Source organism: Streptomyces sp. NPDC005931 (assembly GCF_042871235.1).
GTDB lineage: Bacteria > Actinomycetota > Actinomycetes > Streptomycetales > Streptomycetaceae > Streptomyces.
In genome coordinates this window covers 23105-30278 of sequence record NZ_JBIAIG010000027.1, presented here as the reverse complement: position 1 = coordinate 30278, position 7174 = coordinate 23105, and the positions used below count along the sequence as shown (strand labels likewise).

Genomic DNA, 7174 nt, shown 5'->3' with positions numbered 1-7174 from the left:
CCGTCACGGATGGCGGGCGCGTAGTCCTCGCGCAGCAGAGGGCCGATCACCCGGTCCCGCTGCCATATCAGCCCGCTGATGACCGACCATGCGAACGCGTCGGTCCACGTCCGGGCCGTGGTCTGCGGGAGGGCCGGCTCCTCTCGGCCACGGCACCCGCGCGTTCCGCAACCTCTAGGGCCGGTCTCCGGACGGATGTGCGGCAGGCCCGCGCCTTCCGGATGGAGTTTAGGAATCCTTCCGAATGATTGAGGAGTTGCTGATCACACCTCGACCGGTTGCTTTGGCGATGGCCTCGGTGTTGTCGATGTTGACTTCCAGGTTCGACACTTCGGCTGCTCTGCCGGCGGCTTCGATGCGCACTGCGGCGTCGGCGCCCTGGGCGACCCGGACTCGGTCGAGGCGGCCGCGACGCCGGGCTGTGAGCCGGGCAGTCGGCGGTGAATCAGAGTGACCGTGTGCGGCGGAGACCGCTGCAGCTGCGGCGCCGACGATGACGAGGACTACGGCCGCGGCGATCAGGGCCGGGCTCCACCGTGTGGTGACCAGGTTGGTCACAACCGCGGTGGCGGCGGATAACACTGCACCGACCGCCGCCGTGGTCCTCGGACCTGGCATATACATGGCCACCCCCTGTTGGTCCGATGCGGCAATACACCAAGGTGTCCGTCGCCGCAAAGACACATCTGAATCTCAGTTATCGCCCTACCATCGTGACCGATGGCCAGCGTGGCAGTACCACCTTGCCAGACACTGTCACCACTGGGGGCCAATCACTGTGTCTCAGGTATTCACCGATCGCCGAGAGGCGCTGGCCGCAGTCGAGCGGCTGACGGGCAAGGGCTCGCCGCTCCGGGTGCTAGTGGTGCAGGGTGTGTCCGGGACCGGTAAGTCCACACTGCTGCGGCACGTGGTCCACCACGGTCGGCGTGGCCTCCGTCCGGTTCGGCTCGACGTGCTCGATGTGGTCCTGGCCCCGTTGCCGGTGGAAACCGACGTGGTGCTGCGCCTGGTGAGGACCCTGGCCAGCCAGCTGGCCACAGCCGGGCCATGGTGGCGCCGACGCCGCCTGCGTCGGCAGGCCTCGCGTATCGGGACCGAGCACCCCCCCCAGCATCACCATGATCGCCCGAGGGCGCGGGCAGATCACAGGTGTCTCAGCGGTCGCCGACGGGTCCGCGCCTACCGCCCAGCGCCGGGAGGCGTGGGTGCAGGCGGTGCTGAGCATCGCCGCCCGGGTGCGCCGCCCGGTCTTGCTGATGGTGGATACAACAGAGCTGTTGTATGTGTTCGACGATGTCGCCAGAGAAGACCGGGCTCGCACTGCAATCGGCATCGGAGACTGGTTCGTGCGGGACATGCTGGTCCGACTGCTGGACGTGTCTCCTCGGCTGCGAGTGATCCTTGCGGGGCAGGACCGGCTGACGGTGATGGGCCTACCCGACTCGGCCTGGCAGGAGCTGGAACTTGCAGCCTGGAGTCAGGACGACGTCGTGGACCACTTCGCCGCCTTGGGCCTGGACTTGGAGCTGGCGCGTAGGGCCTACATGATGTCCGGCGGAATGCCACTAATCGCAGCGGCCATCGCTGACCTTTGCCAGAGCGGGATTGGTGGTGGGGGTGCGTGGCTGGATCAGGCGGTGGGGCAGCCGATGTCGGCCTGGCTGGTGGACAACATTCTGGGTCGGCTCTCGGCCGAGCAGCGCATGCTAGTACAGGCCGCCTGCGTGTTACGAGTCATCACCGAGCCCGCGCTGGCCCATTTGGTGGCCGACACCCCGCTAAGCGGCGACTGGTTCACTGCCCTGGCCCGCCATCAACTCTTGCAGGCCGCGCCAGCTACAAACCGGGCACCCCGTCTGGTGATGCATGCCACCATTCGCGGGTGGCTACTGGAACACCTGGCCCGCGCCGACCGGGACCGGATTCCCGACCGTCGGCAGCTCCCGCGCTGGCACCGAGCCGCTGCCGAGTTCTACGCCGCCTTGGCCGAGGGGCGACTCTCTGCCGAGGAGATGTACCACCGCTTCGCCGCCGAAGATGCCGCCCCCGCCAAATGCCGGTTATGGGAACAGGCCATCCTGGCAGCCGTCACCGACGGCCGTCTCGGTGACGCGTACACACTGGCTCATGCCGCCGCTGACGCGGCCGCCGAACCGGCCCAGCCGAGCGTGCTCCACCCCGCGTTGGCCCTGGCCTTCCATGCCCAGGCACACATCGCGCTCCTGCAAGGACACCTGCACCAGGCCGACCGCATGGCCGCCGACGCCGACCGGCACTACCAGCAAGTGCACGACACCTGCGGGCAGGCACAGGTGGCCTGGATGCGGGGCGAGCTGGCCTGGCGCGAGAACCGTAACGAAGACGCCGCCACATTCTGGCGCCACTCACTCAACACCGCCGGAGGCATCACCGAACCGGCCGACCGCGCCGACCTGGCTCTCGCACTGGCCCTTGCCGTCTGCAGCATCGGTGACCTGCCCACCCTCCACACCGCCGTCGACACTGCCCGCCGCCTGGCCGCCGACGCCACCGCACCGGCTCCACATCCGACCGATACGACCGATGCGGCCACCCACCGGATCCCGACAATCCCGCTCACCATCACCGCAACAGCCCAGGTCCGCCCCGTCACCCTGCTGCGCCTGCAAGCCACCGGCGCCTTCCTTGCCGGCGACTATGCGCGCGCCGATGCCCTCATCACGCAGGGTGCCCGCCTGGCCCACACAGTCGGCGAAGCCGGCAAGCACGAACAAGCCCTGCTGCACGCGCTGTACGCGAGTGTCGCGCTGCTGCGCGACGATCTACACGCTGCAGAAGAGGCGCTGAAGCAGGGGCTAGAGACCGCCCGGAACTGTCCCGACACTCGATGCCGCATCAACCTCCTGCTTCGGCAGTCGCGCCTAGCCCGAAAGAGTGCACAATTCGGCCCCGGTCTGCCCACTCACCCGAACCCCGCACCAGCAGCGGTCCAGATCTCGCTGAGGGCTGCCACCGAGGCAGCCCACCAGCGCGCCCTCAGCGAGCGGTACGCCCAAGCCGCCCTCGACCTGGCCCTCGACCTCACCGACCGAGCCAGCGAAGCCGATGCACTAGACAACCTGGGATATGTCGCTCTTGACCGAGGAGACCTCAACACCGCCCATCAGCACCATGAGCAGGCCCTGGCCCTCTACCAGCACACCGGCAACCGCCTGGGCCAAGCCCTCGCACTGACCAACCTGGGAAATGTGGCCCGTGAGCGCGGAGACCAGGAGACTGCCGAGCAGCACTACCAGCAAGCCCTGACCTTGTACCAGCAGGCCGGTAGCCGATTCGGCCAGGCCAGGACACTGGACGGGCTAGGTGCCCTGGCTCGGGACCGCGGGGATCTGGACAACGCTGAGCAGCACCACAGCCAAGGTCTGGCCCTGTACCAACAGATTGGCGACCGCTCCGGCCAGGCCGCCACACTCGGCAATTTGGCGAACGTCGCCCGGGACCGCGGAAAGCCGGAGAGCGCCGAGCAGTACTTCGAGCAGGCTCTGGCCTTGTTCCAGCAGGTTGGCAACCGCTCCGGCCAGGCCACCGCGCTGGACCATCTAGGGAAGCTGGCGCGGGACCGCGGGGATCTGGCTAGCGCGGGGCGGCACCACAACCAAGCCCTGGCCCTGTTCCAACAGATCGGCGACCGCTCCGGCCAGGCCAGCGCTCTGGACAACCTGGGACATGTGGCTGAAGACCGCGAGGACTTGAACGCGGCCATGCGGTATTTCGAGCAATCCCTGACCATCGAACGGCAGATCGGCGACCGCAGCGGCCAGGCACATGCACTAAACAACCTAGGCCATCTGGCCCAGGTCCGCGCGGAACTTGGCACCGCCGAACAGCACCATAACGAAGCACTGGCCCTCTACCGGCAGACCGGCAGCCGACCCGGCGTGGCCACGGCGCTAATGGGTCTGGGAAGCGTTGCCCGGAGTCGTCGGGACCTTGTCACCGCCAGACAGCGCTACGAGCAGGCGCTGACCCTCTACCAACAGGCCAGCAACCGCTCCGGCCAGGCGGCCGCGCTGAACAGTTTGGCGATGGTCTCTCATGACCGCGCGGACCTGAACACCGCCAGGCAACTCTACGAACAGGCCCTCGCCCTCTACCGACAGACCGGCAGCCGACCCGGCGAGCAGCAGGTCCTGCGCCTCATTAGCCAGCTCGACGGTCTTGCTCCGCCTTCGTTTCGCTGAGGCGGGGGGTTGGTTGGTGTGCGGGGTGGTGTGTGAGCTGGTGTGTTGGGGGTGGGTTGATAGGTGGGTTTGGTGGGTGTGAGTGCTGTGACCTGGGATTGTGTGGGTCTTGGTGGGAATGGCCGGGGCGTTGTGGGTAGCTTCTGCGCCTACAGGCTGGGTTAGCGCTTTACCTGTCCAGGAGTGTCTTACCTGGTCAGGGCGTTGATGCGTGGGTGTCGTGGTGCAGATCGCCTTGTGCGTCCGGCGCCACCGCGCCGCGTCGAAAGGTGTCTCCCTGCTCCCTCAGATGCGCCGCATCTACTCGCCCCGAGGGCGGACTCCGCTACTGCGGCACCGTCTGAACTGGAAGCGCGCTTCGATGGCCGGGGCCTTGGGCTACCACTCCACCGACCCCGATCGCGGGGCGCGCCTGTGCTTCCACCTCAAGCCCGGCAGCTACGACACCGCCGGGCTCATCGAGGTCCTGGAGCAGGTGAAGGTGTTCTACCGCGGCGAGCGCGTGGTCCTCATCTGGGACGGCCTGTCCACCCACTGGAGCCGCGCGATTCGGGCCCGGGTCGCCGAACAGGACTGGCTCACCCTGGAACGATTACCCGCCTACGCTCCCGAGCCGAACCGGTGGAACTGCTGTGGTCCTCGCTCAAGAAGCTGAACTCGCCAACCTCGCCGGCGACCACCGCGCCGATGTCGCCGAACGCCACCGAGCAAGGCATCCACCGCATCAACGCCAACCCCACACTGCCATGGCCATTCCTCACCCATACCGGCCTGACCATCCAACCACCACACCCACCGAACTTACGAAAAGATCAGTAGGGTATGTTGCGAAAGCCCCGCATGCCGCGACGCCTGGCACCCAGCTGGCGCACCGACACAGGCCGCGGCCGGTTCGCAGTACGAACCGCCAGCTCACACCCTAGGACTGTGAGTTGGTGGAACCATTCGTGTGACATGACGTCAACTGTTCAAAACAAGGCATCGTGTTCGACTCCTTCACCCGCGGCGAGGGTCGGCACCCCACGGACACGAACAACCCCTCCAGCTTGTGTCCGTCGTCGCCCTGACCGAGGACTACATCAAGGACACGGTCATCTGGGACAGCATCTGCAAGCTGTCCCAGATCGGCACGAGCAAGGATAAGGCGGACTGCTCGGAGACAAGGCCGAAGTGGGGAGCCTTCTTCGAAACGGCTAGATTCGGCACGCCAACCGCGAGTTCCTGGGGGACGCCATGACAGATGAACCGCAGCAACACTCCGAGCCCGGGCCCCTGTTGAACTTGGGCTGCCTGATGTTGCTGGTTGTCTTCGGCGGCCTGGCGACGATGCTGTACGGCCTGGGAGTGCTGATCTTCGGCGACACCCCGGCCTCGTCCGCCGTCACCGTCCTCCTCGCGGGCCTGGCCGCCTCGGTCCTGGGTGTCGCCGTCATCAAGCGGTTCCCCAATGCCGTGCAGATGAAGGGATACGCCCCGTCGGCACGAGTCACCCGTCTGGCGGCCGAGCGTTCACTGGGCGAGCACGTCTTCACCCGCAAGAACACCAGCCCGCTGGAGATCGTGGCCGGCACGGTGACCATCGGCGCTGTGATCGTGGGAGCGCTGTGGGGCGTGAACTGGGTCCTCAGCAAGACCGGGACCGACATCCCCGGCCTCCAGAAGCTGGTGACCACCGTGGTGCTGTGTCTGCTCGCGGCGCTCGTCCTGGTGATCATCGCGCTTCCTGTCCTGTTGTGGAGAATGCCCAAGGGATTCGTTCGCACGCATCTGTACGCGGGCGGGCTCGTGTACACCTCCTACGGCCGCCCTCGCGCCGTGAGCTGGGACGATGTCGACCGCCTTGTGCTCTCGCGACAGGCCCACGGAGCCAATCTCTTCGGCGGCAAGGTGGTCGCCTACCACGTGATCATCCGTGACGGGCACCGCCTGCGGATCGACGCCCATCCCCACCTGGAATCCGACCCCTTGGGTGAGCACATACTGAACGCCGTGCGACTGTGCCGGCGCCCGGTACTGGAGGGCGGCCCGGCGGCGGGCGACCCCGGTCACCGGCGGATCTAGGGCCTGTTGTGAAAGTGCTGGTCACAGCCACTCGTTGATGGCTGCGACCAGCACGGTCGCTTGGTGGACGGCGAGTTTGTCGTATCGGGTAGCGACGGCCCGGCGCTTGAGCCGGTTGATCCCGCACTCGATGGCACGCCGCTGTTTGTAGTCGTCCCTGTCGAACGTCGGAGGCCGCCTGCCGCGCGAACCGCGTTCGAGGCGGTTGCGGACACGGTCCGGGACCGGGATGGCACGACCGCTGCCAAGTCGAAGGCCGCCTGCGCGGGAGCCGTCTCGAGGCGTGTCGCCTGCGCAGGCAGGAGGAAACTGCTCGACGACCTGCTGATTCGGACGGGTGTCGTCCACAGGTAGCGTCGTCCTCTTGGCCGGCACCAGCTGCTCTCCGCACTCGCAGGTGCCTACCGTGCGGTCTCTATCCTTCGTGCTGGCATGCCTGAGAGCTTTGCCGTGGTGATTGGAACCGTTGCGGCCAGGGGTTGTTCCGCTCTGGCCGTTGGCGTCGATACGAGATCGCCTTGATGGGGCACGGGAGCGTGAGGAATGTCTGTGGGGACCCACCGGCCCTGCCCCTGACGCAGCGCCGGTGGGTCCCCACAGACACATGCCCCTCAGTCGCCAGCCTTGGCCGGCGTGATCATGACGTGACCGAACTGGCTAACCTCTGGTAGCCGTCCCGACCCGCCGTCCGCGCCAGGGGGGAGCAGCATCGTGGACAGTGCCGCCGCCACGGCCGCTGCGGCCATCACGGCCTGCCCCAGGTCACCCCTCCGCCGCGGCACTCCCGTCGCGGTTCGTCGCTGTGTCCAGCGGTGGACCACCACCCCCGCGAGCACTGCGAGCCCGATGACGACCAGTGCCCCGGTGCTGACATAGAGATTCATGAATCA

At 67.1% G+C, this 7174-nt stretch carries 7 protein-coding genes; 4 read left to right on the top strand and 3 right to left on the bottom strand.

All coding sequences use genetic code 11. From position 1 onward, the window contains the following. Positions 1 to 228: 228 nt before the first annotated feature. Entirely contained in the window at positions 229 to 558 is a 330-nt protein-coding gene (locus tag ACFYOV_RS32815; protein WP_389094135.1) for a hypothetical protein, read from the bottom strand. 650 nt (positions 559 to 1208) lie between these two features. Between ACFYOV_RS32815 and ACFYOV_RS32810 the strand changes: the two genes are divergently transcribed. The 4 genes from ACFYOV_RS32810 (at position 1209) to ACFYOV_RS32795 (ending at position 6284) form a co-directional block, all read left to right on the top strand. Continuing rightward, complete coding sequence (locus ACFYOV_RS32810; RefSeq protein ID WP_389094134.1) at positions 1209 to 4223, top strand: tetratricopeptide repeat protein; 3015 nt, start codon at positions 1209 to 1211, stop codon at positions 4221 to 4223. Between the two features lie 289 nt (positions 4224 to 4512). Continuing rightward, positions 4513 to 4878, top strand: a complete 366-nt coding sequence (locus tag ACFYOV_RS32805) for a transposase (protein WP_389094132.1) — start codon at positions 4513 to 4515, stop codon at positions 4876 to 4878. Further along, positions 4845 to 5042, top strand: coding sequence for a transposase (locus tag ACFYOV_RS32800; protein WP_389094140.1), 198 nt, complete (start codon positions 4845 to 4847; stop codon positions 5040 to 5042). Before ACFYOV_RS32805 ends, ACFYOV_RS32800 begins: the two co-directional genes overlap by 34 nt. Positions 5043 to 5516: 474 nt before the next feature. After that, the gene (locus ACFYOV_RS32795; protein WP_389094131.1) at positions 5517 to 6284 is read left to right on the top strand and encodes a DUF6585 family protein; all 768 of its coding nucleotides are present in this window, start codon (positions 5517 to 5519) and stop codon (positions 6282 to 6284) included. A 21-nt stretch (positions 6285 to 6305) separates the two neighbouring features. On the opposite strand, the gene ACFYOV_RS32790 is transcribed toward ACFYOV_RS32795, so the two are convergent. After that, a complete protein-coding gene (locus ACFYOV_RS32790) occupies positions 6306 to 6632 on the bottom strand; it encodes a hypothetical protein (RefSeq protein ID WP_389094130.1) in 327 nt (108 codons plus the stop codon). A 263-nt stretch (positions 6633 to 6895) separates the two neighbouring features. Then, complete coding sequence (locus ACFYOV_RS32785) at positions 6896 to 7168, bottom strand: hypothetical protein (protein WP_389094128.1); 273 nt, start codon at positions 7166 to 7168, stop codon at positions 6896 to 6898. Positions 7169 to 7174 lie beyond the last annotated feature (6 nt).

What these genes read in the sequence shown, in the direction of transcription:
- ACFYOV_RS32805 (WP_389094132.1), top strand. Translation starts at nt 4,513, where the DNA reads ATGCGCCGCATCTACTCGCCCCGAGGGCGGACTCCGCTACTGCGGCAC.
- ACFYOV_RS32795 (WP_389094131.1), top strand. Translation starts at nt 5,517, where the DNA reads ATGTTGCTGGTTGTCTTCGGCGGCCTGGCGACGATGCTGTACGGCCTG.
- ACFYOV_RS32785 (WP_389094128.1), bottom strand. Translation starts at nt 7,168, where the DNA reads ATGAATCTCTATGTCAGCACCGGGGCACTGGTCGTCATCGGGCTCGCA.